The organism is Pseudomonas sp. CC11G (genome assembly GCF_056174845.1).
Genome location: NZ_JBWBZC010000001.1, coordinates 321,068 through 346,151 on the forward strand (window position 1 = coordinate 321,068; position 25,084 = coordinate 346,151).

25 protein-coding genes and 1 pseudogene are annotated in these 25,084 nt (G+C 61.8%); 14 read left to right on the forward strand and 12 right to left on the reverse strand.

Annotation, left to right across the window (positions count from 1 at the left end):
- Positions 1-153: 153 nt before the first annotated feature.
- Positions 154-1,518, reverse strand: coding sequence for a formimidoylglutamate deiminase (locus AC0V2S_RS01610; protein WP_475508217.1), 1,365 nt, complete (start codon positions 1,516-1,518; stop codon positions 154-156).
- 137 nt (positions 1,519-1,655) lie between these two features.
- Here AC0V2S_RS01610 and hutC point away from each other — a divergent pair, with 137 nt between their 5' ends.
- Positions 1,656-2,387, forward strand: a complete 732-nt coding sequence (gene hutC, locus AC0V2S_RS01615; protein ID WP_475508683.1) for a histidine utilization repressor — start codon at positions 1,656-1,658, stop codon at positions 2,385-2,387.
- Positions 2,384-2,947, forward strand: coding sequence for a HutD/Ves family protein (locus tag AC0V2S_RS01620; RefSeq protein ID WP_475508218.1), 564 nt, complete (start codon positions 2,384-2,386; stop codon positions 2,945-2,947). The genes hutC and AC0V2S_RS01620 overlap by 4 nt, the downstream gene beginning before the upstream one ends.
- A gap of 2 nt (positions 2,948-2,949) precedes the next feature.
- On the opposite strand, the gene hutH is transcribed toward AC0V2S_RS01620, so the two are convergent.
- Complete coding sequence (gene hutH / locus AC0V2S_RS01625; RefSeq protein ID WP_475508219.1) at positions 2,950-4,482, reverse strand: histidine ammonia-lyase; 1,533 nt, start codon at positions 4,480-4,482, stop codon at positions 2,950-2,952.
- 213 nt (positions 4,483-4,695) lie between these two features.
- Between hutH and AC0V2S_RS01630 the strand changes: the two genes are divergently transcribed.
- Both AC0V2S_RS01630 and AC0V2S_RS01635 read left to right on the forward strand, forming a co-directional pair.
- Positions 4,696-5,118 (forward strand): SDR family NAD(P)-dependent oxidoreductase, encoded by a 423-nt coding sequence (locus AC0V2S_RS01630; protein WP_475508220.1) that lies wholly within the window; start codon positions 4,696-4,698, stop codon positions 5,116-5,118.
- A 2-nt stretch (positions 5,119-5,120) separates the two neighbouring features.
- Positions 5,121-5,528 (forward strand): SDR family NAD(P)-dependent oxidoreductase, encoded by a 408-nt coding sequence (locus AC0V2S_RS01635; protein WP_475508221.1) that lies wholly within the window; start codon positions 5,121-5,123, stop codon positions 5,526-5,528.
- Between the two features lie 114 nt (positions 5,529-5,642).
- On the opposite strand, the gene AC0V2S_RS01640 is transcribed toward AC0V2S_RS01635, so the two are convergent.
- From AC0V2S_RS01640 to AC0V2S_RS01650, 3 genes are all read right to left on the reverse strand, one after another.
- The gene (locus tag AC0V2S_RS01640; RefSeq protein ID WP_475508222.1) at positions 5,643-6,101 is read right to left on the reverse strand and encodes a DUF2214 family protein; all 459 of its coding nucleotides are present in this window, start codon (positions 6,099-6,101) and stop codon (positions 5,643-5,645) included.
- Positions 6,102-6,163: 62 nt separating this feature from the next.
- Entirely contained in the window at positions 6,164-7,225 is a 1,062-nt protein-coding gene (locus tag AC0V2S_RS01645) for a sensor domain-containing diguanylate cyclase (RefSeq protein WP_475508223.1), read from the reverse strand.
- The gene (locus tag AC0V2S_RS01650; protein ID WP_475508224.1) at positions 7,200-8,579 is read right to left on the reverse strand and encodes an MATE family efflux transporter; all 1,380 of its coding nucleotides are present in this window, start codon (positions 8,577-8,579) and stop codon (positions 7,200-7,202) included. The genes AC0V2S_RS01645 and AC0V2S_RS01650 overlap by 26 nt, the downstream gene beginning before the upstream one ends.
- A gap of 140 nt (positions 8,580-8,719) precedes the next feature.
- Between AC0V2S_RS01650 and AC0V2S_RS01655 the strand changes: the two genes are divergently transcribed.
- Entirely contained in the window at positions 8,720-8,896 is a 177-nt protein-coding gene (locus tag AC0V2S_RS01655) for a hypothetical protein (protein ID WP_475508225.1), read from the forward strand.
- Positions 8,897-8,962: 66 nt separating this feature from the next.
- Here the strand turns inward: AC0V2S_RS01655 and AC0V2S_RS01660 are convergent, their stop codons facing one another.
- Positions 8,963-10,093 (reverse strand): M14 family metallopeptidase, encoded by a 1,131-nt coding sequence (locus AC0V2S_RS01660; RefSeq protein WP_475508226.1) that lies wholly within the window; start codon positions 10,091-10,093, stop codon positions 8,963-8,965.
- A 135-nt stretch (positions 10,094-10,228) separates the two neighbouring features.
- Positions 10,229-10,522, reverse strand: coding sequence for a hypothetical protein (locus tag AC0V2S_RS01665; protein ID WP_475508227.1), 294 nt, complete (start codon positions 10,520-10,522; stop codon positions 10,229-10,231).
- Positions 10,523-10,849: 327 nt separating this feature from the next.
- Here AC0V2S_RS01665 and AC0V2S_RS01670 point away from each other — a divergent pair, with 327 nt between their 5' ends.
- The 6 genes and pseudogenes from AC0V2S_RS01670 (at position 10,850) to AC0V2S_RS01695 (ending at position 16,425) form a co-directional block, all read left to right on the forward strand.
- A complete protein-coding gene (locus AC0V2S_RS01670; RefSeq protein WP_475508228.1) occupies positions 10,850-11,980 on the forward strand; it encodes an MlaE family ABC transporter permease in 1,131 nt (376 codons plus the stop codon).
- Positions 11,977-12,768 carry an ABC transporter ATP-binding protein gene (locus AC0V2S_RS01675; RefSeq protein ID WP_475508229.1) on the forward strand — a complete coding sequence of 264 codons (792 nt, stop codon included), beginning with the start codon at positions 11,977-11,979 and terminating at the stop codon, positions 12,766-12,768. The genes AC0V2S_RS01670 and AC0V2S_RS01675 overlap by 4 nt, the downstream gene beginning before the upstream one ends.
- 1 nt (position 12,769) lies before the next feature.
- Complete coding sequence (locus tag AC0V2S_RS01680) at positions 12,770-13,708, forward strand: MlaD family protein (protein WP_475508230.1); 939 nt, start codon at positions 12,770-12,772, stop codon at positions 13,706-13,708.
- Positions 13,705-14,328, forward strand: a complete 624-nt coding sequence (locus AC0V2S_RS01685) for an ABC-type transport auxiliary lipoprotein family protein (protein ID WP_475508231.1) — start codon at positions 13,705-13,707, stop codon at positions 14,326-14,328. Before AC0V2S_RS01680 ends, AC0V2S_RS01685 begins: the two co-directional genes overlap by 4 nt.
- Positions 14,329-14,538: 210 nt before the next feature.
- Positions 14,539-15,561: pseudogene (locus AC0V2S_RS01690) on the forward strand (cache domain-containing protein); the annotation flags it as partial.
- A 135-nt stretch (positions 15,562-15,696) separates the two neighbouring features.
- Positions 15,697-16,425 (forward strand): methyl-accepting chemotaxis protein, encoded by a 729-nt coding sequence (locus AC0V2S_RS01695; RefSeq protein ID WP_475508684.1) that lies wholly within the window; start codon positions 15,697-15,699, stop codon positions 16,423-16,425.
- A 120-nt stretch (positions 16,426-16,545) separates the two neighbouring features.
- Here AC0V2S_RS01695 and AC0V2S_RS01700 read toward each other — a convergent pair whose 3' ends face one another.
- Positions 16,546-17,898 carry a 3-oxoacyl-ACP reductase gene (locus AC0V2S_RS01700; RefSeq protein WP_475508232.1) on the reverse strand — a complete coding sequence of 451 codons (1,353 nt, stop codon included), beginning with the start codon at positions 17,896-17,898 and terminating at the stop codon, positions 16,546-16,548.
- A 159-nt stretch (positions 17,899-18,057) separates the two neighbouring features.
- On the opposite strand from AC0V2S_RS01700, the gene AC0V2S_RS01705 reads away from it, so the two are divergent.
- Positions 18,058-19,335: an acetyl-CoA C-acetyltransferase gene (locus AC0V2S_RS01705; RefSeq protein ID WP_475508233.1), complete on the forward strand. Its 1,278-nt coding sequence runs from the start codon at positions 18,058-18,060 to the stop codon at positions 19,333-19,335.
- A gap of 622 nt (positions 19,336-19,957) precedes the next feature.
- Here AC0V2S_RS01705 and AC0V2S_RS01710 read toward each other — a convergent pair.
- The 3 genes from AC0V2S_RS01710 to AC0V2S_RS01720 all read right to left on the reverse strand — a co-directional run bounded on the left by AC0V2S_RS01710 (position 19,958) and on the right by AC0V2S_RS01720 (position 21,960).
- Entirely contained in the window at positions 19,958-20,401 is a 444-nt protein-coding gene (locus tag AC0V2S_RS01710) for a PaaI family thioesterase (RefSeq protein WP_475508234.1), read from the reverse strand.
- A 96-nt stretch (positions 20,402-20,497) separates the two neighbouring features.
- A complete protein-coding gene (trxC, locus tag AC0V2S_RS01715) occupies positions 20,498-20,932 on the reverse strand; it encodes a thioredoxin TrxC (RefSeq protein ID WP_475508235.1) in 435 nt (144 codons plus the stop codon).
- 50 nt (positions 20,933-20,982) lie between these two features.
- Positions 20,983-21,960, reverse strand: a complete 978-nt coding sequence (locus AC0V2S_RS01720) for a sulfite exporter TauE/SafE family protein (protein ID WP_475508236.1) — start codon at positions 21,958-21,960, stop codon at positions 20,983-20,985.
- Positions 21,961-22,227: 267 nt separating this feature from the next.
- On the opposite strand from AC0V2S_RS01720, the gene AC0V2S_RS01725 reads away from it, so the two are divergent.
- Positions 22,228-22,932, forward strand: a complete 705-nt coding sequence (locus AC0V2S_RS01725) for an aspartate/glutamate racemase family protein (RefSeq protein ID WP_475508237.1) — start codon at positions 22,228-22,230, stop codon at positions 22,930-22,932.
- 121 nt (positions 22,933-23,053) lie between these two features.
- On the opposite strand, the gene selO is transcribed toward AC0V2S_RS01725, so the two are convergent.
- The gene (gene selO / locus AC0V2S_RS01730) at positions 23,054-24,508 is read right to left on the reverse strand and encodes a protein adenylyltransferase SelO (RefSeq protein WP_475508238.1); all 1,455 of its coding nucleotides are present in this window, start codon (positions 24,506-24,508) and stop codon (positions 23,054-23,056) included.
- A gap of 141 nt (positions 24,509-24,649) precedes the next feature.
- Between selO and AC0V2S_RS01735 the strand changes: the two genes are divergently transcribed.
- A complete protein-coding gene (locus AC0V2S_RS01735) occupies positions 24,650-25,072 on the forward strand; it encodes a hypothetical protein (RefSeq protein ID WP_475508239.1) in 423 nt (140 codons plus the stop codon).
- The last annotated feature ends 12 nt before the right edge of the window (positions 25,073-25,084 follow it).

Below are 25,084 nucleotides of genomic sequence, written 5' to 3' on the forward strand. Positions count from 1 at the left end.
GGCAGCGTCGGGCTGTCGGTTGCGGTTGGGCGCATAAACCACGTCGTCCCCGCGCAGGCGGGGACCCAGAATTTTGAAGCTGACGCAGATCGAGCAAGTCGCTCAATTCTGGATTCCCGCCTTCGCGGGAATGACGGAGTGGAGTCGGAAAGGTTAATGCAAAAGTGCTTTCAATACGGTGGCAAACGCCTGCGCGCTGACCTGCTCATCTTTATGCCGACCGTCACGCACCAACCACTGCCCGCCCACCAGCACATCACGCACCTGCCGATCGCCGCCGGCAAACAGCCAGCGGTTGAGGATGGCGTCACCCTCGGCGCAGGCGATATAGGGGTCGTTGCCGTCCAGCACTACGAAGTCAGCGCGCTTGCCCACGGCCAGTTCGCCGATTGGTTGCCCCAATGCCTGAGCGCCGCCGCTCAGCGCTGCGTCGTATAGCGTGCGGCCGATCATGGGCTGGTCGCTGCGGTACAGGCGGTTGCGTTTCTGGTCGCGCAGGCGCTGGCCGTATTCCAGCCAGCGCAGCTCTTCGGCCACGCTCACCGATACATGGCTGTCCGAACCAATGCCCAGATGTCCGCCCTGGGCGAGGTACTCCACGGCAGGAAAAATCCCATCGCCCAGGTTGGCTTCGGTGGTCAGGCATAACCCCGCCACGGCCTGGCTGGCCGCCATCTGCCGTACTTCATCGGCGTTGGCGTGGGTGGCGTGCACCAGGCACCAGCGCGCATCTACTGGCGCGTGGTCGAACAGCCATTGCAGCGGGCGTTGTTGGCTCCAGGCCAGGCAGTCGTCCACTTCCTTTTGCTGTTCGGCGATATGGATATGCACCGGGCTGTCGGTCGCGCTGGCGGCCAGAATCTGCTCGATCTGGCCAGGCGTTACCGCACGCAGGGAGTGAAAGCACAGGCCTAGACGCTGGCTGCTGCGGCCGGCGAGGGCACCTTGCAGGCGTTGCTGCAAATCGAGGTAGCTGTCGACGCTGTGGATAAACCGCCGCTGGCCTTCAGTGGCCGGCTGGCCGCCAAAGCCTGAGTGGGAATACAGCACCGGCAACAGCGTGAGGCCGATGCCGCTGTCGGCCGCCGCCTGGCTGATGCGCAGGCCCAGCTCGGCCGGGTTGGCGTAAGGCTGGCCGGCGCTGTCGTGGTGCACGTAATGGAATTCGGCCACGCTGGTGTAGCCAGCCTTGAGCATCTCGATATACAGCTGACGGGCGATGACTTCGATTTGCTCGGGCGTCAGTTTGGCCACCAGGCGGTACATCAGATCGCGCCAGGTCCAGAAGCTGTCATTGGGGTTGCCGGCCACTTCGGCCAGGCCCGCCATCAGCCGTTGGAACGCATGGGAATGCAGGTTGGGCATGCCCGGCAGCAGCGGACCGTTAAGGCGTTCGGCGCCTTCGTCACTGGCGTCGCTCAGCACCTGTTGCAGCAGGCCGTCGGTGCCCACCTGCAGGCGCACATTGCGCGCCCAACCGGTTGGCAGCAGCGCTCGCTCAGCGAAGAAAACAGGCATATTCCGGGCGCTCCAGGGAGTTGTTCAGGTTGTATATACATATACAGAGGCAAAGGGGAAACGTAAACTCTCGCCACCGTGGCGCCCCAGCGCGCTTGCTTGCCGAGGAGATTGCTGTGACCGCTCCACAGTCCGAGATGGCCACCCTGGCCGCCCAACTGGGCGACGAACCTGCGCCGCTGTACGCGCGGGTAAAGCAGATGATCAGCGCGCAGATTCAGACCGGCGCCTGGCCGCCGCACCACCGCGTGCCGTCGGAAAGCGAATTGGTGGCGCAGCTGGGTTTTAGCCGCATGACCATCAACCGCGCCCTGCGTGAGCTGACTGCCGATGGCCTGCTGGTGCGCATGCAAGGCGTGGGCACCTTTGTCGCCGAGCCCAAGGGCCAGTCGGCGCTGTTCGAAGTGCACAACATCGCCGATGAAATTGCCGCCCGTGGCCACCGTCACCACTGCGTGGTGGTGCGCCTGGTGGAAGAGAAAGCCGGCGCCGAGCGCGCGGTGCTGCTGGACGTACGCGAAGGCGAGCGGGTGTTTCATTCGGTGATCGTGCACTTTGAAAACGACGTGCCGGTGCAGATCGAAGACCGTTACGTAAACGCCGTCGTCGCGCCGGATTATCTGCAGCAGGATTTCACCGTCGCCACCCCGTACGCCTACCTGATGCAGATCGCGCCGATGAGCGAAGGCGAGCATGTGGTCGAGGCGATTCTGGCCGAGCCGGGCGAGTGCAAATTGCTGCAGATCGAACGCGGCGAACCTTGCCTGTTGATCCGCCGCCGCACCTGGTCGGGTCGCCGCACCGTGACCGTCGCGCGTTTGCTCTACCCCGGTTCGCGTCATCGCCTGGAAGGGCGTTTCGCCTCATGACCTGGCAAGTGCTGCGCGCCGCCGACTACCCGCGTATGCCGTGGAAAAACGGCGCCGGCATCACGCTGGAAATGGTGCGCGATGGCGACGGGCTGGACGCCTTCAACTGGCGTCTGTCGATTGCCGATGTTGGGCAGGCGGGACCGTTTTCGGCGTTTAACGGCTATCAACGGATTATCACGGTGCTGGAAGGCGAGGGCATGCAGCTGGACGTCGACGGGCAATTGAGCCGGCCGCTGCGGGCGTTGGATGCCTTTGCGTTTTCTGGCGACAGCACAGTGCAATGCAGCCTGCTCGGTGGGGCGATTCGTGACTTCAACCTGATCTATGCGCCTGAGCGTTGCCAGGCGAGGTTGCAGTGGATGGGAGCGGGGGAGAGCACGGTGTTTACGTCGGCCCAAACCGTTCTGGTGTTCAGTGCCGGTGAGGCGTTGCGCGTGGAGCTAGCGGGAGAGGGGGTGGAGTTGGGGCTGTACGATTGCCTGCATATTTCCGGCACCGAACTGCAAGCGTTGCGGTGCCAGGCCGTCCACCCTTATTGTCTGATAGAACTCACGTAGAGTTAGGCGTAAAGACGATCGAACGCCAACCAGCGCTCAAACGCCCCATTCTCAACCCACGCCCGCGCCGCCGCGATATCCGGGGCGAAGTAGCGGTCTTCGTCGTAATGCGCCACTTCGCTGCGCACCAGCTCAATCACTTCCACCAGCAGCGGCGAGGTTTTCAGCGGCGCGTGCAGCTCTACGCCCTGCGCCGCGCCCAGCAGTTCAATCGCCACGACGGCGCTGCTGTTGCCGGCCATATCCAGCAGACGGCGGGCGGCGAAGGTCGCCATCGACACGTGGTCTTCCTGGTTGGCCGAGGTCGGCAGGCTGTCGATGGACGCCGGGTGACCCAAGGTTTTGTTCTCCGAGGCCAGGGCCGCAGCGGTGACCTGAGCAATCATAAAACCGGAGTTCAGGCCGCCTTCGCGCACCAGAAAGGCCGGTAGGCCGGACATCGCCGGGTCCACCAGTTGCGCAATACGGCGTTCCGACAACGCACCAATTTCAGCAATCGCCAGAGCCAACACGTCAGAGGCCATGGCCACCGGTTCGGCGTGGAAGTTGCCGCCGGAGAGCACGTCGCCGTCGGCGCTGAATACCAGCGGGTTATCGGAAACGGCATTCGCTTCACGCAGGAAAATCTGAGCGGCGAAACGCATATGGTCCAGGCACGCGCCCATCACTTGTGGCTGGCAGCGCAGGGAGTAGGGGTCCTGCACGCGGGTGCAGTCGGCGTGGGATTCGCGAATCTCGCTGGTGCTGCCCAATAGCTCGCGGTAGAACGCGGCCACGTCGATCTGCCCGGCCTGGCCGCGCACCGCTTGGATGCGTGGGTCGAACGGCACGGCCGAGCCTTTCAGCGCTTCAACGCTCAGGCTGCCGGCCACGACGGCGGCGCTAAACAATTTCTCGGTGGCGAACAGACCACGCAGCGCCAGGGCGGTGGACACCTGGGTGCCGTTGATCAACGCCAGACCCTCTTTCGGCCCCAACACCATCGGCTTCATCCCGGCGATGGCCAGACCTTCCACGGCATCCATCTCACGACCTTCATGACGCACGCGACCAACACCGATCAGCACAGCCGACATATGCGCCAACGGCGCCAGGTCGCCCGAAGCACCGACCGAGCCTTGCGACGGAATGCACGGGTACACCTTGGCGTTGTACAGCGCCGTCAGCGCCTGAATCACTTCCCAGCGAATGCCGGAAAAACCGCGCGCCAGCGAACCGACCTTGAGCGCCATGATCAGCCCGACACTGGCGTCATCCAGCAGCGGCCCGGTGCCGGTGCAGTGCGACAGCAGCAGGTTGCGTTGCAGCTTGGCCAGCGACTCGGTGGGAATGGAGGTGCGCGCCAACAGGCCGAAACCGGTGTTGATGCCGTATACGGTGCGCTTGTTATCGATGATTTCCAGCACCGTGCGGTTGCTGGTGTCGACCACTGCTTTGGCCGCCGGGTCGAGTTCGACAGCGCATTGCTGCTGATAAATCGCGCGCAATTGATCGAGGGTGAGCAGGCCTGGCTGAAGAAGCAGTGGTTGCGACATGGGAATGATCCTGAAGAATGCCGGTGAAGGTGACGAGCACCTATATACACTTGTATATACAAGCTAGGCAAGCTGTACGTGGCGGTCTTTCACTCACACCAAAGACGTAGGTATGGATGAGGGCCGGTTGATATTCGCCGCATTGATTGGCTAGGCAGGTGGGCGCCGGGCTTCTACTGTCATCGGCAAATAACAATTAGAAGAAACCTCGCCATGGCGCTCCCCACCCTGCACCACAAACACGTTCTGATCACCGGCGCCGCCTCGGGTATCGGCCGTGCTGCCGCCTTGGCATTTGCCCGCGAAGGCGCCCATATCCATGCCGCCGACCTTAACGCCGAAGCCCTGCAGACCCTGGCCACCGAAGTACAGGCGTTGGGCCGTCAGTGCACCTGCTACACCGTCAACATGGCTGATGAAACGGCGGTGCGCGAATTTGCCGAGCAGGTAAACGGCAAAATCGGCGCGCTGGACGTGCTGATCAATAACGCCGGCATTGGCTACCTTGGTCGTTTTTTGCACAGCGACCTGGCGCACTGGCACCGGGTGATCAACGTCAACCTGATGGGCGTGGTGCACGGTTGTTACCACTTTCTGCCAGCGATGATTGCCGCCGGGGCGAGCGCCAGGTGCTGAACGTGGCATCCGCGGCGGGCATTTTCCCCTCCCCGACCATGGCGGCATATGCGGCGTCCAAGCACGGTGTGTTCGGTTTTACCGAAGTGCTGAAGATGGAGCTGGCGGCGACGTCGGTGGGGGTGACCACGGTGTGCCCGGGCATTATCAATACGCCGATTACGTACTCGGCGGGCGGCGTGTCGCCGTCGGTGACGGAAGACCAAATCAGCCGCTTGCGCGCTTACTACGATGCCAAAGGCTGTTCGCCGGATGTGGTGGCCGACGGGATGGTGCGAGCGGTGCTCAAGGGCGAGGATATTTTGCTGGTGGGGCCGTATGCCAAGTTGATCAATTTTATGCGGCGGTTATCGATCAAGGCGCTGCGGGGGATGGTGCTTAAGGATGCGCGCAAGATTGGGTACCTCTGACCCAGACCTGACTGTAGGAGCGAGCTTGCTCGCGAACCCTGGAAGAGGTGTTTTGTCGGCAGACCTCGTCGCGACCGTTCGCGAGCAAGCTCGCTCCTACAAGGGCGCGTTTGGTTAAGAGGTAAACGAGCCATACCCCCGCGCCATCAACGCCGCCAACAACGGCAACACCAACAACCCCAACAGCTCCAACCGAATCACGAGCGTCACCCACTTGGCCTGCTGCGCACTCACCTGCGGCACCTCGCCGGCCTTAAGCGCATTGCGCCAGTTGAGAAACACAAACGTCGGCACGATCGACACCAGGCCAATCAAAATAAACAGCCCAAATTTGGCGTGAAACACGCTGTTGCCCAGGTAGTAATCCAGCCCCTTGCCGTACCACAGCACCCGCGCCGCGCCGGTCATAAGCACCAGCCCGGCCGTGGCGCCATAGGCGATGTCGATCCGCACCAAGCTGCGCGCCCGCGGCAAATCCAGCGGCAGTTTGAACAGCTGGTGCTCCAGGGTCAGCAAGGCGAACAGCAGAAAGATCGACAGATAATGCAGGTACGCGGCAATCGCAGCGGCCATGGTGGTTCCTCGGGGCTTTTCAGGTTTTTTATGCTGCGCACTCTGCGGTGCGCATGCGCGGGTCAGTTAAGCGTGTCCTGCAGCTTTTTGCCCTCATAGGCGCTGAACTCCACCCGGTTTCGGCCATTGCCCTTGGCGTGGTACAGCGCTTTGTCCGCGCGTTTGAGGGCGCGTTCGGGGTTTTCCTGCGGTTCGGCCAGGGCGCAGCCGACGCTGATGGTCAGCGCCAGTTCCACTTCGCCCGCGTTGATGGGCGTGCGTGCCACGGAGTTACGAATACGCTCACCGATTCGCCGCAGTTCTTCTTCATCGTGCACCTGAGTCAGCACCACAAACTCTTCGCCGCCGCTACGAGTAACAACATCCTGCGGGCGTACGGCAGCGGCAATGCGCCGCGCACTTTCCCATAGCACTTTGTCGCCGGCGTCATGGCCGTGGGCGTCGTTTACCCGTTTGAAGTAATCGAGGTCGCAGAACAGCAGCCCCAGCTTCAGATCGCGCTCTTCGGCTCGCGCTTGCTCGCGGGGCAGAAAATGTTCGAGGCCGGCGCGGTTCCACACCTGGGTCAGGCTGTCGAGCATGGTTTTACGTTGTTCACGGCTGAGGGCGGCGCGCAGCTCTTTGGCGTGCTCGCTCATATGCCGAAGTTTCAGATAACCCTCGGCAAGGATGGCCATGTCTTTGAGCCGTTGCTTCTGTTTGCCGTTGAGCTGCTTGGGCTTAGGGTTGAGCAGGCACAGCGTGCCAATGGCGTGGCCGTCCTGGGTGAACAAGGGTTGGCCGGCATAGAAGCGCAGGAACGGCGGGTTGGTGACTATCGGGTTGTCGGCGAAGCGTGAGTCCTGGAGGGTGTCTTCGACCATAAACAAGTCATCTTGCAAAATGGCGTGGCCGCAGAAGGAAATATTGCGCGGCGTCTCCGGTACTTCTAGGCCGTGGCGGGCTTTGAACCATTGACGATCGCGGTCGATCAGGCTGATCAGCACCGTTTTCACCTCGAACATCTCGCCCACCACTTTCACCAACACATCGAGGTACGGGTCGGCGGGGGTGTCCAGTAACTCCTGGTTATCCAGCACTTCCTGACGAATAAGTTCGTTAACTGGGATTTCCGGGCTGAGCATGCGCTGATCCTTCGGGGCTAGACGAAACAAACCACTGATCGTGGCGGGTCAGGTGGTAAGCATAGACACCCAAACACAGGCTTCGTAGCAACATAAAGGCAAGAAACGCGATCCACAGGCCGTGGTTGGCAAAATCGCGCAGCCACCAGGCCAGCGGCAACGCCAACAGCACGCTCAGCAACATGGCATCGCGCATTTCCCGGGCGCGGGTGGCGCCGATAAACAGGCCGTCGAGCAGGTAACTCCACACCGCCACCAACGGCAGCAGCGCCAGGTACGGCAGGTAAATGTCAGCGGTGCTGCGCACTGACGGGATATCGCTTTGCAGGGCGATAAACAGATGGCCGCCCAGGGCAAAAAACAGTGCGAATACCAGGCTGGCAATCAGCGACCAGCCGCCAGCCACCACCAGGCAGCGTACCAAGCCTTGTCGGTCGCGACTGCCCAGGGCATGCCCGCACAGCGCTTCGACGGCGTGGGCGAATCCATCCAGGGCGTAGGCGGTGAGCAGCAAACCGTTAAGCAGAAGGGCGTTGGCCGCCACCGTCTCATCGCCCAGTCGCGCCCCCTGCACCGTGAGCAGAAAAAACACGCCTTGCAGCGCCAGGGAGCGGATAAAAATATCGCGGTTCACCGCCAGCAGCGGCCGCCAGCTATGCCAGAGCGCCATCGCCGCCCAGTGGGTGCGGCCGGGATAACGCTTCAGGGCACCGCCGGTCAGCGCCAGTCCCAGCAGCGCGCCGCCCCATTCGCTGAGCACCGCCGCCCGGGCAGCGCCAACCACGCCCCAGTCCAGCCCCAGCACAAACCACAGCGACAGCACGATATTCAGCCCATTAGTGCCGAGCAGAATCGCCAGGGGCGCACGGGCGTTCTGGGTGCCGAGAAACCAGCCGATCAGGGCGAAGTTGGCCAGCGCCGCCGGCAAGCCGAATAGGCGGGTATGGAAGAAGGCGCGGGTTTGTTCGTCGAGTTCGGCGGAGGGGTTCATCAGGTCCAGCGCCAGATCGCCGAAGGGCAGGGCGAGTAAGCCGAGGGTCAGTGCCAGCAATGCCGCCAAGGCCAGGCCCTGAATCAGCACCTGACGCAGCGCCCCGCCATCAGCGCGACCGCTGGCCTGAGCGGCAAAGCCGGTGGTGCCCATGCGCAGAAAACCGAGAATGCCGACGATCATCACGTACAGCGTGCTGCCCACCGCCACCGCGCCCAGTTGATGCGCATGGGGCAGATGGCCGACCACGGTGCTGTCCACCAGGGCCACCAGCGGCACGGAGATATTCGACAGAATCATGGGGGCGGCGAGCGCCCAGACACGGTTGTGAGTGGGCGTGTGGGCCCAGGCTTCGCGCAGCATCGTTAGCTCCCTATTAGCGGCGCAGTATAGAGCTCGCCATGGGCGCTTATACACCGGCTGAATAGAGCTAAACGGTCATTCACAAACACGGCGACTGGCCTACTCTGAAACAACGGACCCGATTCCGAGAGGTGGTAGCCATGACTATAAAAACAAGAAAGTGTCTGATCGCGTTTGGTTTGCTGGTGGTGTGCGGGTTATACGGCGCGGCAGCAGCGCGGGTGGAGTTGGCGCGCCAGGGCGCGCCGGTGGCGCAGGTGTCCTGTAAGCAGGATATGTGTGTGCCACATACCGGGTGGCTGAGCTCGATGCGCTAAAGATCAACAGCACCGAGGCGTAGGTTGGGTTGAGCCATCGGCGAAGCCCAACGTTTGCCCGCGATTTCAGCGCAACTCCCCAACCATCCCCGCCGTCACACTCAACACATCCTTGGCCAACTGCTTCGAGCGTTTGCCATCCCAGCCGGTTTGCGGATTCGGGCTGTCGTCGTGGTCTTTGAACGGCATCTCGATAGTGAACGACAGGCAATCGAATTCCTCTCCCACCGCATTGCAGGCTAAGGTCATATTGGCTTTGCCTGGCGCACTGCGCGGATAACCGAACTGGGTCTGAAATTCTGCACCGTGCGCCACTAACGCCTGGCGAAAACGGTTTTCCAACCCGGCGATACGCGACGTATACCCCGGGTTGCCCTCGCAGGCAGCGGTAAATACATGGGGGATTTCTTCGTCGCCGTGGATATCCAGAAACAGGTCCACGCCCACTTTGCGCATCTGCTGCTGCACAAAAAACACTTCCGGCGTTTCTGCTTCATTGGCCGACTGCCAGGCGCGGTTTAAATCTTTGCCGGCGGCATTGGTACGCAGGTGGCCACGGTAGGCGCCGTCGGGGTTTACGTTGGGCACCAGGTACAGATCGGCCTGGCTGAGCAGGGCATCCATCTCGGCGTCATCGCGCAGCTTGAGGCGCTCGATCAAGCCTTCCATAAACCACTCGGCCATATGCTCGCCGGGGTGTTGCTGGGCGATGATCCACACCTTGCGAGCCGCATGCGGGTTGCGGCTGATGCGCAGCAGTTGGATATCCCGACCTTCGATGCTTTTACCGCAAGCCACCAATTCGGCGTCGGCCTTGAACAGCGCCTGGTCGATCAACCAGTCATGCCGCTCGCGGCTATAGGGTTCGAAATAGGCGAACCAGATCTGCGGCTGCTCCACATCCAGGCCAAAGCTCAGGGTGCCGTTGATATAGGTGCTGGGTACGCGAAACCAGGTTTTCTGGTCGTAGGAAGCGGCCGCGTTGTAGCCATCCCACGCCCAGTTGTAGGCCGACTCGCCCGCATTGGTAATGCTGAAGTCGTAGCGCGTACCGGGTGTGAGGTCTTCGGCTTTGAAGTGAAACCACTGGAAGTGGGCGCTGTTGAGGTCTTTGCGCATTTTCAGCAGCGGATGCTGCGGGTTGCTGCTGTCGAGAACCTCGATATTGCCGCTGTCGAAGTGAGCGCTGATTTGCATGATTGGCCTCTACATCTGTTTATGGCCTTGGCTTTTAGCAAATGGCTAAAAGGGGCGGGCATATGGCGCGTAGCTTCGCAGGTGAACGCTAGCTTGCAAACGCAGAAGGCGACACAAACGTGCAAGGCACTCGGCTTAACCGATCAATAGACTCAGCAGCCACAACCCCAGCACCAGCCAGATCAGCCCCAGCACAATCGAGCGGCGCATAAACGCGCGCACGGCGCTGTACAGAAACAACAAGCCAATGATCAGCGCCACGATGCTAAGCAGCGACGGCGTGATGCCCAAAGCACTGGAGAGGCCGTGGAGGAACTGCCGCCCGGCATTGCCGATCAGATGCAGCAGGCCGCTCAAGCCATCGACGATAAAACGAATGACGCTGCCCAGCGCGTGGCCAAGCCAATCGAAGATCCCTTCTGACTGCATGCTCTGTCCTCAGTTGATGTTCAGGTTGGGCAAGCGCAGCGGCTGGCGGTTCAATCTGATGGTGGATGGCGCGAGGGCTGGCAACGATATACGCCTCAATATTCTGGATCCCCGCTTTCGCGGGGAAGACGAAGTACATCTCAAAACTTCCGTCATCCCCGCGAAGGCGGGGATCCAGAATCTCAAGAGATACTTAAATGGCCGGGCGATGGATTGAACCCTATGCATGAGGATTAACCCATCAACAGCATGAAACACCTTAACGCACAGGTGATGTAACCTGCCCTTGCTACGCTACCGGCCACCCAGGATGAGTAAGCCGTTTTTATGACTTCAGCCGCATTACGCTTGGACACCGCCGTAACGCCCGCGCAGTTGCTGGTCAGCGGAGACTGGACCCTGCCGCACTACAGCGAATTGACCCGCGAAGTGGCGAGCATGCGCCCCCAGCTCGACGGCCAAACCCATGTGCAACTGGCCGGCCTGCAAGGGCTGGACACCTCCGGTGCAGCTCTGCTGGCCGACCTGCTCGGCGCCGAGCGCCTGATCGACCTGGCCGCCAGCGACTCCAGCCTCAACCCCGCCCGCCAGGCCTTGCTCAATTCAGTCGGCGCCGCCCTGCGCGAATACTGCCAGCCAGAAAAACCAAAACCGCGCGCCGGCCTCGCCGATGTGTTGGCGCATATCGGTGATTTTGTCGCGAGCTTGTGGGAACGGGTAGCAGCGCTGCTCGGATTTATCGGGCTGGTGCTGGAAACACTCGTACGCGGCCTATTCAGCCCGCGCCGTTGGCGGGTGACATCCTTGGTCGCCAATATCGAACAGACCGGCCTCGACGCCGTGCCCATCGTGGTACTGCTCACCTTTATGGTCGGCGCCGTGGTGGCGTTTCTCGGTGCCACGGTGCTCGCCAACTTCGGCGCCACTATCTATACGGTCAACCTGGTGGCCTTCGCCTTTCTGCGCGAGTTCGGCGTGCTGCTTACCGCCATCCTCATGGCTGGCCGCACCGCCAGCGCGTTCACCGCGCAGATTGGTTCCATGAAGGCCAATGAAGAAGTCGACGCCATTCGCACCCTGGGCCTTAACCCCATTGAGTTGCTGGTGCTGCCACGGGTGTTGGCGCTGCTGGTGTCGCTGCCGATTCTGACCTTTCTGGCCATGCTCGCCGGCATTCTTGGCGGCGCCGTGGTGTGCGTGGTGGTGCTTAATATTTCGCCAACCATGTACCTCACCATTCTGCAAACCATCGAGGTCAAGCACCTGCTGGTGGGCCTGGTGAAAGCGCCGATCTTCGCCTTTCTGATTGCCGTGATCGGTTGCCTGGAAGGCTTCAAGGTCAGCGGTAGCGCGCAGTCGGTGGGTGAGCACACCACCTCGGCGGTAGTGCAGTCGATCTTCGTGGTGATTCTGCTGGATGCCGTAGCCGCAATGTTCTTTATGGAGATGGGCTGGTGACCGAGCAAACCGCACTCATCGAGGTCCGCGACCTCACCAACGCCTTCGGCTCGCAGGTGGTGCATCAGCACCTGGATCTGGACGTGATGCGCGGCGAAATTCTCGGCATCGTCGGCGGCTCCGGTACCGGCAAGTCGGTGCTGCTGCGCTCCATCGTCGGCCTGCAACGGCCCACCGCCGGCAGCGTGAAAGTGTTCGGCGAAAACCTGCTGAGCCTGTCGCCGGAAAAACGCTCGCAGGTGGAACGCCGCTTTGGTGTGCTGTTTCAGTCCGGCGCGTTGTTTTCCTCGCTCACCGTGTTGGAAAACATCGCCCTGCCACTGATCGAACATGCCGGCCTTAGCCGCGACGAGGCCGAGGGTCTGGCCGTGGTCAAACTGGCCTTGGCCGGGCTGCCCGCCACGGCGGCGTACAAATACCCAGACTCACTCTCTGGCGGCATGATCAAGCGCGCCGCCCTGGCCCGGGCGTTGGCACTGGACCCGGAAATCGTGTTTCTCGACGAACCCACGGCCGGCCTCGACCCCATCAGCGCCGCCGCCTTTGACCAACTGATTCTGACCCTGCGCGATGCCCTGGGCCTCACCGTGTTTCTGGTGACCCACGACCTGGACACCCTCTACACCATCTGCGACCGGGTGGCCGTGCTGTCGCAAAAACGCGTGCTGGTGGCGGGCGACCTGACCACCGTAGCCGCCACTCCAGACGCCTGGGTTCACGACTATTTTCATGGCCCCCGTGGCCGTGCCGCGCTGCAAGCCAGCGCCCGTTTAACGGAGAACAACTGATATGGAAACCCGCGCCCATCACGTGTTGATCGGCTTGTTCACGGTGCTGGCCGTCGGGGCCGCGCTGCTGTTCGGCCTATGGCTGGCCAAGTCGACGGCCGACCGCGAATTCGCCCTGTACGACATCGTGTTCTACGAAGCGGTGAACGGCCTGTCGCCGGGCAGTACCGTGCAGTACAGCGGCATCAAGGTCGGTGAAGTGATCGCCCTGAAACTCGACCCCAAAGACCCGCGCAAAGTGCGCGCGCGTATTCGGGTCGCCGCCGACACTCCGGTAAAACAAGACACCCATGCCAAGCTCTCGCTGGTGGGCATCACCGGCGGCTCGTTTATCCAGATGCACAGCGGCACGCCGGACAGTCCCAAGCTGCTGAGCAAAACCGGCAAGGTGCCGGTGATCGTCGCCGACAAATCGCCGATTACCGCGCTGCTGGCCAGCGGCGAAGACCTGCTGACCAATATCAACAAGCTGGCCGCTAGCGCCAATGCGTTGGTGTCGCCGGAAAACGTCGCCCGTATCAGCCGCACCCTCGACCACCTCGATCAAGTGACCGGCACCGTCGCCGAAGAACGCGAAGACATGCGCACCATCGTCAAACAACTGGCCGCCGCCTCGCGCCAGGCCAGCGAAACCCTGGCGCAAAGCAGCAAGGTCATGGCCAGTGCCAACAGCCTGCTCGACCAGCAAGGCAAGGACGCCCTGAACAGCGCCCGCGACGCCATGGCCTCGCTCGACCGCGCGAGCAAAAGCATCGAAACCTTGCTGAGCGAAAACCGCGACTCGCTGGATGCCGGCGCCCAGGGCCTGAGCGCCATCGGCCCGGCGGTGGGAGAACTGCGTGAAACCCTCAGCAGCCTGCGCGCCATCACCCGGCGCCTGCAGGAAGACCCGGCCGGCTACCTGCTCGGCGGTGAGAAGAACAAGGAGTTCCAACCATGAGTGTCCGCGCCATTCGCCCGTTGCTTGCTCTGGGCCTTTTGAGCCTGCTGTCTGCCTGCTCGATTCTGCCCAAGAGCGAACCGAGCAACGTCTATCTGTTGCCGGCCGCACCCGCCGCCAGTGCCAGTTCGGCGGCGCCGGTGAAGTGGTCACTTCGCATCGCCAAGCCGCAGGCCACCATGGCCCTGGATAGCCCCCGAATTGCCGTGGTGCCCGAGGGCAGTGTGATCAGCAACTACAAAGGCGCGCGCTGGAGCGATAACGGCCCGGTGCTGCTGCGTAACCGGTTGATCGATGGTTTTCAGGCCGATGGCCGCATCGCCGAGCTGAGCAGCGACGACGCCCAGTTGCAGGCCGATTTGGTATTGGTCAGTGACCTGCGCGACTTCCAGAGCGAATACCACAATGGCCAGGTGACCGTGGTGGTGCGCCTGGATGTACAACTGGTGAACAGCGCCAGCCGCAAAATCCTCGCCGCGCGGCGCTTCGATGTGCAGCAAGCCGCCAGCAGCGATCAGGTGGCCGATGTGGTGCGAGCCTTCGGCCAGGCGAGCAACAACCTGAGCACGCAATTGGTGCCGTGGGTGCTGGAGCAGGGGCAGCGCAATCAGCGTCCCTGACGAGCGGTAGGTGGGAATGTGGGGCCGCAGCTAAAGTCGGTTATGCCGACGGTCGATATGTACAGAGCACGCCGTCATAAGAGCGTAATTTTCTGACCGAACGGTCGGAAGCTTTGTATACAATCTGCCCAGAAATCCCCACCAAGCTCACACAGGTATTCGCCGATGCGCCTTTGGCAACGCAGTATTCAGTGGCAGTTAATCCTCAGCATGGGCGCCGCTCTGCTGGCCAGCATTCTGATTGTTGTGGGCATCTATGCGGCGGTGGTCAATCGCCTCGCGGAGAAAGCCCTGGTCGAACAGGCCTTGCCGGCCAGCGTGACGGCCATCGGCAATGACCTTGAACGCATCCTTACCGAACCCTTTACGGCGGCCCGCGCCATCGCCGAAAACACCATGGTGCAGGACTGGCTCTCCAGCGGCGAAGACGCCAGCCAGCAGCAAGCGTTCGTCCGTTATCTGAAAGGCGTGCAAACCCAGCAAAAAGCCCTGACCACCTTTATTGTCGGCGCCGGTAGCGGCAACTATTTCACCGACAAAGGCCTGGACCGCACCCTGACCCGCGGCCCGGCGGAAAACGGCTGGTTCTACAACTTCGTCGACGGCAGCGACAACCGCGCCGTGCAGATCGACACCGACAAATCCACCAACCAACCGACCCTGTTTATCAACCAGCGCATCAGCGCCAACGGTAAAACCATAGGTTTGGCCGGATTGGGTTTTGGCCTGCAGGCCATGTCGGATCTGGTGCGTAACTTCAAGTTCGGCAAAGAGGGGCGAATTTTCCTTGTCAGCGCCGATGGCAAAGTGAAAATCCATCCGCAGTCCGAATTCAACGACACCCGCCAACTCAGCGACCTGCTGGGCAAAGATGCTGCCGCCAAGCTGCTGGTCGACAACGGCAAGGCCGTGCACTTCCAGCGCGATGGCGAAGACTACCTGGCCCTGGCGCAACCGCTGAAAACCCTCGGCTGGCTGCTCGTCAGCGAAGTGCCGGAAGCGGAAATCTACGCCGACGCCAACCAGGCACTGATCACCAGCAGCCTGATCGGTTTGCTGGTGGCTTTGTTCTCCCTGGGCCTGGTCGTATTGCTCGCCCGTGGTCTGGTGAAACCGATCAAGCAGGTGACCGATGCGCTGGTGGAAATCGGCGGCGGCGGCGGCGACCTGACCCGCCGTCTGGACGAATCCCGCCAGGATGAACTCGGCGATCTGGCCCGTGGCTTCAACCGCTTTATTGGCAGCCAGCGCGATCTGATCAGCGCAGTGTTGGGCACCAGCGTCAAACTGCGCACCGCCGTGGGCCAGGTGGCCACCGTGGTCGAAAACACCGCCGGGCGTGCCGGGCGCCAACATGAAATGACCGATATGGTCGCCACCGCTGTGCACGAGATGGGCTTGACCGTGCAGGAAATCGCCCGCAACGCCAGCAACGCCGCCAGCACGTCGGCGAGCGCCCGCGACGAAGCCGTGCAGGCGCGGCATGTAGTGGGCGGGTCGATCAAGCAGATCGAGAAAATGTCCGATGACATCGGCGAAGCGTCCGGCGCAGTCGGCGAACTGGCCAATGAAGTGGCCTCGATTGACCAGGTGCTGTCGGTGATTCGCGGCATCTCTGAACAGACCAACCTGCTGGCCCTGAACGCGGCCATTGAAGCGGCACGGGCCGGGGAGATGGGCCGTGGGTTTGCCGTGGTGGCGGACGAAGTACGCACTTTGGCCAGCCGCACCCAGGCGTCGACCGGCGAGATTCAGCAAATGATTCAGCGCCTGAAAACCGGGGCGCAAACGGCGGTCAGTTCAATGCAGGCCGGGCAGTCGGCCACAGGCGAGGGCGTGCAATCGACCCAGCGTACCGGCGAGTCGTTGGGCTCGATTACTGCGCAGATCGAGCGCATCAGCGACATGAACACCCAGGTGGCCGCGGCGACCGAAGAGCAGTCGTCGGTGACCGAAGAGATCAACCGTAACGTGCAGGGGATTGCCGATCTGGCGCATGCCACCTCGGATGAAGTGCAGGCCTGTCGCCAGGATTGCCAGACCCTGTTGGGGCTGGCGGATGATCTTGGGAAGCAGATGGGCAGTTTCAGGCTTTAAACCGCAGCCCTCTCCCCCAGCCCCTCTCCCGCAAGCGGGCGAGGGGAGCTAATCGGTGACTCGGTCGGCCCCCTCTGCCCGCTGGCGGGAGAGGGTTGGGGAGAGGGTTTTAAGGCTGCATCAGGCGCCCAGCAAACTCTGCCCACACACCCGCAACACCTGCCCCGTCACCGCCCCACTGGTTGGCTGGGCAAACCAGGCCACCGTCTCCGCCACATCCTGTGGCAACCCGCCTTGCCCCATCGAACTCATCCGCCGTCCGGCTTCACGGATGGTCAGCGGAATAGCGGCGGTCATCTGCGTTTCGATAAACCCCGGTGCCACGGCATTGATGCTGATGCCGCGCTTGGCCAGCGTCGGCGCCCAGGCATTGGCCAGGCCGATCAAACCAGCCTTGCTCACCGCATAGTTGCTCTGGCCCATATTGCCGGCGATGCCGCTGATGGAAGCCAGCAACACCACGCGGCCGTTGTCGTGCAACTTGCCGCCGTCGAGCAGGGCTTTGGTAAGCACTTGCGGGGCGTGCAGGTTGACGTCGATGACCGAATCCCAGAACGCTTCGCTCATCTTCGCCAGGGTTTTATCGCGGGTGATACCGGCGTTGTGCACCACGATATCGACCCCATCGGGCAGCGCCGCCAACAGTAGTTCGGCGGCATCCGGCGCGCAGATATCCAGCGCCACGCTGCGGCCACCCAAGCGTGCGGCCAGGGCGTCGAGGGCGTCTTTCATCGCGGGTACATCGAGCAGCACCACGCTGGCGCCATCGCGGGCCAGGGTTTCGGCAATGGAGGCACCGATGCCACGGCTGGCGCCGGTCACCAGAGCGGTTTTGCCACCCAGCGGGCGGCTCCAGTCATTCACTTGCGTCGGACAGGCCACCAGGCGCACCACCTGGCCAGACACATACGCGCTTTTCGGCGAGAGGAAAAAGCGCAGCGCGCCTTCCAGCTGGTCTTCGGCGCCCTTGGCCACATAGAGCAATTGCACGGTGCCGCCACGGCGAATTTCTTTGCCCAGCGAACGGGTAAAGCCTTCCAGCGAGCGTTGCGCACTGGCGGCGAACGGGTCCTTTAGCGACTCCGGCGGACGGCCCAGCACCACCACGTGCGGACACATAGCCAGGCCCTTGAGCGCCGGCTGGAAGAACTCGCGCAACTGGTCGAGCTCCTCCGTGCTGCTGATGCCGCTGGCATCGAAAATCAGCGCCTTGAGTTTGGGCCCGTGCTCGGCGGTCCAGCGGGTCAGGCCAAACAGCCCGTCTTCGCTGGCGAAGGCTTGGTCGGTCAGGCGATTGAGGCTGGCGCTGGCCGCTTCGGCCAACACGCCGCCACTAATCAACAACGCGCCTTCCACCGGCCGCATGCGCCCGGCAGTCCAGCGCTCCAGGCGTACCGGCGCGGGCAGGCCGAGGGCGCCGACCAGGCGGTGGCCCATGGGGGAGTTGGCGAAGTTCAGGTAACGGTCAGACATGGCAGAAGGCTCCAGCAGGAGAGTCAAATGTAGGCCCACTCTACGCAGACCGACAGCGTGCGTTATTGACCGTGCCGCTTGCGCCGCCGGCAAGGCGGCCAATGCGACAAGTTAATGGCAAGCTAGTCTTGTGACCACGTATCTCCCAAGGAGTCTCACATGACCCAGCTGCGCCGGGTCGCCATCGTCGGCGGCAACCGTATTCCCTTCGCCCGCTCCAACACCGTGTATGCCACCACCAGCAACCAGGAAATGCTCACCGCCGCCCTGGAAGGCCTGATCGAGCGCTACAAGCTGCATGGCGAAATCATCGGTGAAGTGGTGGCCGGCGCCGTGCTCAAGCACTCGCGCGACTTCAACCTGACCCGCGAATGCGTACTCGGCTCGCGCCTGGCCCCGGAAACGCCGGCCTACGATATCCAGCAAGCCTGCGGCACCGGCCTGGAAGCGGCCATTCTGGTGGCCAATAAAATCGCCCTCGGGCAAATCGACAGCGCCATTGCCGGCGGCGTGGACACCACCTCCGACGCGCCGATTGGCGTGAACGAAGGCCTGCGCAAAATTTTGCTGCAAGCCAACCGGGCCAAAAGCAACGGCGACAAAATCAAAGCCCTGCTGCAAATTCGCCCCCGCCACCTGGCCCCGCATATTCCGCGCAACGGCGAGCCGCGCACCGGGTTGTCGATGGGCGAGCATTGCGAACTGATGGCGCAAACCTGGTCCATCCCCCGTGATGAACAAGACCAACTCGCCGTAGCCAGCCACCAGAAACTCGCCGCCGCCTATGCCGAAGGTTGGCAAGACGATTTGCTCACGCCATACCTGGGCCTGACCCGCGACCAGAACCTGCGCCCGGATATCAGTCTGGAAAAACTAGCCACGCTAAAACCGGTCTTCGAAAAAGGCCCTCGTGGCACCATGACCGCCGCCAACTCCACACCGCTTACCGACGGCGCCTCGGTGGTGCTGCTAGCCAGCGAAGAATGGGCGAAAGCGCGTGGCCTGCCGATCCTCGCGTATTTCCGCGACGGCGAGGCAGCGGCGGTGGACTTCGTCAACGGCAAGGAAGGGCTGCTGATGGCGCCGGTGTACGCCGTGCCGCGCCTGCTCAAACGCAACGGGCTGACGCTGCAAGACTTCGACTACTACGAAATTCACGAAGCGTTTGCCGCGCAGGTGCTCTGCACGCTCAAGGTTTGGGAAGACCCCGAATACTGCAAAACCCGGCTGGGATTGGACGGCGCATTGGGCTCGATAGACCGCAGCAAGATGAACGTCAAAGGCAGCTCGCTGGCCGCCGGCCACCCGTTTGCGGCAACCGGCGGGCGCATCGTCGCCAACCTGGCCAAGCTGCTATCGGTGGCTGAAAGCGGTCGCGGTTTGATCTCGATTTGTGCCGCCGGCGGCCAAGGTGTGACTGCAATCATCGAAAAGTGATCTAACCCCTGCCGACACAATCGATCGTGTTGGCAGGATGTAGCAACTCCGTGATTCTCTTCCCCGTAAGAGCGCGGCATCGCCCCCGGCGATGCCGTTTTTTTTGTGTTCGGCAACGATCGGCTGCGCGTCGGCATTGCTGCGTTGAAATGGATTTTTAAATGCTCATGGGCACCAGCCCACTGCGCTTTAAAAAACCATTTCGCCCGGGCCGTATTGGCCTTGCACTGCTCTAGCTCGCTCGATCTCGAGATGTGTGAGGCCACAAAGATCAAAAGCTTTTGATCTACGGCTTTTGATCTTGATCTACCCGCCCCTTTAGCGCAGGCCGAGCGGAGTCGCCGTGGAAGGGGTTGAGCGGCAGGAGCCGCGAAAGGCAAAGACGGGCCATGGATGGCCGCGTTTTGCCGGCCCCTGGAGCGGCGACGGAGGGAGGGAAGTTTTCACGCAGTGAAAACCCAAGGTAGGGGCAAGATTTTTTGGTGTCTTTTTCATCGACTGGAAAAAGATACTCGCGCGTAAGGCGCGAAACAAACGCTCAGCACACGCGGCCCCATAGAAATACACCGCAACTCGCGAATAACGTTTCCAGTGTTCGCCAGCAAGCTGGCTCCTACGAAGATCAATGGCGGCGTAGCTGATAAACCCCACGACTCTCCGCCACCACCTCCCCGCCCCCATCCACCAGCTTCAACTCCAACACATACTCCGCCTTGCCCGTCTCGCTAGCCTCACCCTGCAACCGCTCAATCTCCTCCGCCGCCAACCGCGCTTCCACCCGAATATCTCCCGTCGCCGGGCGGCGAAAGCGCAGGTTCATTTCCTTGATTACGGGGTAGTAATGCTGGGTGTCGAAGCTGGTGAGAAACAGCGCGCCGCCGGGGATTTCGGCGAGGGTGAAGAGCGCCCCGGCATACATGCTGCCGATATGGTTCTGGTTGCCCAATAGCGGCATCAACAGTTGCACAAACCCAGGCTCAAGCACCTCGGCCTTGAGGCCGCTGCGTTTTACGAAGGCGATCTGTTCTTCGGTGAGCTGACGGGCGATTTCAACGGGGAAACTCATGGCTGGCTCCTTCTTGTTATTGAGGAGCCAGCCTAGTCGTTGGTTGGTTTACAGCAATGACCTGAATGCTCGCCGCGCCTGACTAAAAGTGACGCCTCAGACCCCTTGGGTCTTGAGCCACGCCAACAACTGCGGCAATGGCATCGCGCCACTTTGCCGTGCCACTTCCTTGCCGTTCTTGAACAACAACAGGCTCGGAATCGAACGAATATTCAGCTGCGCCGACAACTGCTGATTAGCCTCGCTATCAAGCTTGGCCAACCGCGCACGGCCCACCAATTGCCCAGCCGCTTGCTGGAAGGTGGGCGCAAAGGCCTGACACGGGCCGCACCAACTGGCCCACACATCCACCAGCAGCGGCAGGTCGCCTTTTATCTGACTGGCGAAGCTCGCCTGGGTCAGGTCGAAGGGTTTGCCTTGCAGCACAGCGTCTTTGCACTTGCCACAACGCGGGCTGTCGCCGAGGCGCTCGGCGGGAATGCGGTTAAGGCCGTTGCAGTGCGGGCAGGGGATAACGAGGGAATCAGACATGACGAGCTCCAGAAGCGATAGACGCTATCTGGAGCCGTGCGGGCCTGGTTTCAAGCCGAGATGGCCATATAGATGTTGTAGGCGCTGATCAGGGTGATCAGGCTGCCGATCAGCATCAGCAGGGTTTTGGCATGCAGCTTCTTGCACAGCAGGGCGGCAAACGGCGCGGCGAACAGGCCGCCAAACACCAGGCCCGCGACCAACTGCCAGGTGCTGGGCTGGCCGGCCAGCAGGATGAACGAGGTGGCGCTGGCGATGGTCAGGAAGAACTCGGCGAAGTTAACCGAGCCGATGGTGGTGCGTGGATCGCTGCCCGAGCCGATCAACGTGGTGGTCACCACCGGGCCCCAGCCACCGCCGCCGGCGGCATCTACAAAACCACCGAACAGCGCGAGCTTGGCGATATGTTTGGGCTCGCGTTTTTGCACCACATGCAGAAAGGCTTTGCGCAAAATGTAGAGGCCCATGATCAGCAAGTACGCCGAAATAAACGGCTTGAGCGCCTTGCCGTCGAACTGGGTAATCACCACCGCACCGAGCACGGCGCCGATCATGCCGGGAATCAGCAGGCGCAAGAACAGCTGCTTGTTTACGTTGCCCAGCTTCACATGGGAGATGCCGGAAAGGCCGGTGGTAAACACTTCGGCGATATGCACGCTGGCACTTGCGGCAGCCGGTGAGGCGCCGGCGCTAAGCAGAAAGGTGGTGGCGGTGATGCCGTAGGCCATGCCCAGCGCACCATCGATAGCCTGGGCGAAAAAGCCCACGGCGACGGCGCTCCAGAAGAGTCGGCTGTTCAGCGCGTCTTCGATAATTTCCAGGCCGGTGCTTTCATGGTTGCCGAAAAACAGACGCCAGGCCAGCACACCCAACAGGCTGATCAGAATGGCCACAGCCAGCCACATGGCGATACGCAGCACGGGATGGTTGGCGGGGTGGGAAACGTAGTCTTCGACTGGCGGCAAGCCCATTGCCTGGTGTTCGGTGTTGATCGGGCTGGGGGTGTAATCGAGTTCGCGGATTTTCATCTACAGCGGAGCCTTAAGATCGGGTCGAGCGGTTAGCCGTTCGGTGGCGCCACGATAGAGAGCTTTGCTTAGAGAGTCTAAGAATCGTTAGATAGGTTTATATGCCTTACGGTTATGTGTGGGGTGGCTGTACCGCCGGCTCGGCGACTGTCTGTGCCTATGTATGCCCGCGTGTCGACCGTAGGATGGGTAGAGGCATAGCCGAAACCCATCAATTCGCGTAACGATGGGTTTCGCCACGCTCTACCCATCCTACAGGCGGCGGCGATGAACACTTTGGGCGTTTTGGGCGGAATGAGTTGGGAGTCGACGGTCACCTATTACCGTCTGCTCAACGAAGGCGTACGCGATCACCTCGGCGGCCTGCATTCCGCGCCCTTGCTTCTGCACTCGGTGGACTTCGCGCAAATTGCCGCCCTGCAAAAAAGCGGCGACTGGCAAACCGCCGGCGCCGTGCTCGCCCAGGCCGCCCACGGCCTGCAACAGGCCGGCGCCACCGCACTGCTGCTAGCCACCAACACCATGCACAAAGTCGCCCCGGCCATCGAGGCAGCCGTAAACATTCCTTTGCTGCATATCGGGGACGCCGTCGGCCAGGCGCTGAAAACCGATGGGGTAAAGAAGGCGGCACTGCTCGGCACGCGCTTCACCATGCAGGAAGCCTTTTACCGTGACCGGCTGAGTGAGGGGTTTGGTATCGAAGTGCTGGTGCCGGCGCTCGAGGAACAAGCCGAAATCGACCGCATCATTTTTCAGCAGCTGTGCCTGGGGCAATTTCCTGAAGAGTCCAAGCGCTATTACCTCGACAGTCTGATGCGCCTGAAAGACCAGGGCGCCGAAGCGGCGATTCTGGGCTGTACGGAAATCGGGCTTTTGCTGGAAGGTTGTGAGTCGCCGCTGCCCTTGCTCGATAGCGCCCATCTGCATGTGCAGATGGGCTTGGACTGGCTGCTCAGCGCCGACTCGTTCTAGGTTCTTTGGGCTAAGGCCAGACAAGGCGCAACCGAGCCGAACAGCGCAGCGTAGTGCACTACGTGAGCATGTGAGGCGAGGTTGCAACGCAGTATGGCCGACGACCAGAGGGCCGAATGTCTTACGAAGAACAGCTGATTTCTAGGTGTTTGCCCCACTCTGGCGGGCGCTCGGCAAACCGTTCCATGCCCGGTTGCTCATCAAAGGGCTTGCTCAGCACTCCATGCAGTAACCGCACTTCGCTGTAATCGCCTTTCTCGGCCGCCTCGATAGCCTGCTGCGCCAAGTAATTGCGCAGGATGTATTTCGGGTTGACCGCATGCATACGCGCGCGCCGCTCGGCTGGGTCGAGGTCGCCGCAACGCGCCAGATAGTCTGCGGCCCAGGCGTCGAAGCCGGCCAGATCGATAAAGTCATCGCGCAAACGCTTGAGTGCATCGGCCGGCGCGCTGTCGCCCAGCTCGCGGAAGAATCGGGTGTAGTCCACCGGGCTGGTTTGCATCAGTTGCAGCAGGCGTTCGATCAGTTTTTCGTCCTGCTCATCGGCTTCAAACAAGCCCAGCCGTTTGCGCATCAGGTCCAGGTAATGCGCCTGGTACAACGGCAGAAACAGGTTCAGCGTTTCGCGCAAGGCGTCCACGCTGATAAACGGCGTCAGCGCCTGGGCCAGGGCCGAGAGGTTCCAGTGGGCAATCGGCACCTGATTGCTGAAGGAGTAGCGGCCGGCATCGTCGGAGTGGTTGCAGATAAATCCCGCATCAAAATCGTCGAGGAAGGCGAACGGGCCGTAGTCGAAGGTGATGCCCAGAATCGACATGTTGTCGGTGTTCATCACCCCGTGGCAGAAGCCGTAGGCCTGCCAGTAGGCGATCATTTCGGCGTTGCGCTCCAGCACTTCGCGGAACATGGCCAGGTACGGCTCGGGCTGTTCCAGGCACTGCGCGAAATGGTTTTTCAGCACATGCTCGCCGAGGGTTTTGAGCTGCTCTTCCTGCTTGGTGTAATAGAAGTACTCGAAGTGGCCAAAGCGCACATGGCTGGGCGCCACGCGCAGCACCATGGCCGCGCTTTCCTTTTTCTCGCGCCACACCGGGGTGGTCGAACCCACGACACAAAGCGCCCGGCTGCTGGGAATGCCCAGGGCGTGCAGGGCTTCGGAGGCGAGAAACTCGCGGATGGAAGAACGCAGCACCGCGCGGCCATCTCCCATGCGCGAGTACGGCGTTTGCCCGGCGCCTTTGAGGTGCAGGTCCCAATGCTCGCCGGCATCGTTTACCACTTCACCCAGCAGCAAGCCGCGACCATCGCCCAGGCGCGGGTTGTACGAGCCGAACTGATGCCCGGAATACACCATCGCCCGCGGCTCGGCGCTTTCCCAGAGTTTGTGGCCGGCGAAGATTTCGGCGAATACCTGCTGTTCGGCCTCGGCCGGGTCGAGGTCCAGCAGCGCCAAGGCGGCGGGGCTGACCACGACCAGGCGCGGTTCGTCGATGGGCTCTGGCAGCACCTCGGTGGAAAACGCATCGCCCAGGCGGGCGAAGCGGTTATCGAAGGTCAGGTCGGCGAGGGTTTTCAACGGCGGTGTCCGTAAGGTGACCAGCGCAGCACTTTGCTATCGCCGGCAGGGTTGCTAGAGTCTGGCGCGCCCACGGAGGGGCAGGTCCATTACTGGACGGTGGCTGCTCCGTGGTCTTCCACTCTATAGAGCCATGCCGTCATGAAAAAGATCTGTGTGTTTGCGTTGGTGATTCCGTTTTTGGGTGCTTGCTCGACCGTGCAAAAAGTGGAGCCTGCCGTGACCACGCCCGGCGAAGCGCTGTGCGTCATCGACAACACCACGGTGCAGGCCAGCTTTCTTCCGGCGTACCGGGATGCGCTGACGGCCAAGGGCTTTAAAGTTACGGTGTTGCCGTTTGGCGCCGGCCTTGATGCCTGTTCGCTCATCACGGTTTACGACGCACATTGGACCTTCACAATGCCCGTCTGGTACATGAACCGCGCCCAAATGATTGTGTACCGCGACGGCCAGCGGATCGGTAGCGCCATGTATTCGGCCCACACCGCCGGCCCCAACCGGTTTATCAGCGCGCGGGACAAGGTGCAGGAACTGGTTGGCCTGATGCTGCCATCAGCCCAATAAACCCTCCTACAC